The following is a 1,327-nucleotide window of genomic DNA, read 5'->3' on the forward strand; positions in this document are numbered from 1 at the left end:
ATTACATACTATTTAGTCTTACGACTAAAAATTTACTTCTTTTTACTAAAGTAATTGACTGGTTTAGCAAAATATTATTTTGCTATTCTTTACCTATTTCTCTGTTTAATTTTCAAAGACCAATTTGTTTTGTCATCATGTGACGACTTCTACTATTTTACTAGGTATATCTTTTTTTGTCAATACTTTTATATCTTTATTTGATATTTTTCTATAAATAACAAAAACAAAAGCCAATATTAACAATGATATTGGTTTTTGTTTAAATTAATTTAATAATATGTTAACTATCCACACTGCTTTTATTTTATTTCTACAGTATACTTATTCTTTAAATCTGTTATAGAACTTACATATTTTTCATTTTGTTTTTGATTTAAAAGGTTTTTTATAATTATATCCTTAGACTCTGCCAAAGATTTTGTTCCTTGTGGAATTTTTTCATCTAATTGTATTAAATGATACCCAAACTGAGTCTTAATAGGCTCACTTATTTCGCCAACTTTTAATTTGAATGCAGCCTCCTCAAATTCAGGAACCATTTTACCTCTAGAAAAACTACCTAAACTTCCGCCTTGAGCTGAAGATGGGCATTTAGAGTATTTCTTAGCAGCTTCTTCAAAAGACATTCCATTAGTTATTTCTAATTTAATTTCTTTCATTTTTTCTAAGTCATCCACTAATATATGTTTAGCTGAAGCAGTTTCATCACTATTAAACATTTCAATGTTATCTTCATAGTATTTTTTAATCTCTTCTTCTGTTGTATCTACACTAGACATTATGTTTTTTACGCCTATTTGTATTAAAACATCTTTTTCTATCAATTTTACTTGTTCTATATAATCTGGATCATTCTTCATGTCACTATCAAGCGCATGCGCATATATTAATTCAAAATTTATCATCTGATCCAAAAATTGTTTTTTACCCTCTTCTGTATTATAATGTTCTTGTGTTTCTTGTGGAAATCTTTGTAATGTTCTTTTCATATCTTTTTCAGTTATTTCGCTTCCATTTACTATAGCTAAAACCTTATTTTCCATAATTACTCTCCTTTAAAATTATTATAGTTATATACTTCGTAAGTATATGTTCGCATTATCATAATACCATAAACAAATTTAAAATACAAAATCAATAAACTGTTACTTATCTGACTATAAATATAAATAAAAAGCACTTCATAAAGAAGTGCTTTTTTTTTGGTGGCTTACCGGGGAATCGAACCCCGGACACCATGATTAAAAGTCATGTGCTCTACCAACTGAGCTAGTAAACCATATTTACCTGGCGACAACCTACTCTCCCACAAGGTCACCCTTGC

The 1,327-nt window shown here is 28.0% G+C and carries 1 protein-coding gene and 1 tRNA gene; both read right to left on the minus strand.

Features of this window, described 5'->3' with window-relative positions:
- Window positions 1-302: 302 nt before the first annotated feature.
- Entirely contained in the window at window positions 303-1,046 is a 744-nt protein-coding gene (locus ACREWB_RS16155; RefSeq protein ID WP_431548494.1) for a peptidylprolyl isomerase, read from the minus strand.
- A gap of 160 nt (window positions 1,047-1,206) precedes the next feature.
- Window positions 1,207-1,282, minus strand: a tRNA-Lys gene (locus ACREWB_RS16160).
- Window positions 1,283-1,327 lie beyond the last annotated feature (45 nt).

Origin of the sequence: Clostridium sp. (assembly GCF_050717635.1) — a bacterium.
In the GTDB taxonomy this organism is placed as follows: domain Bacteria; phylum Bacillota; class Clostridia; order Clostridiales; family Clostridiaceae; genus Clostridium_AD.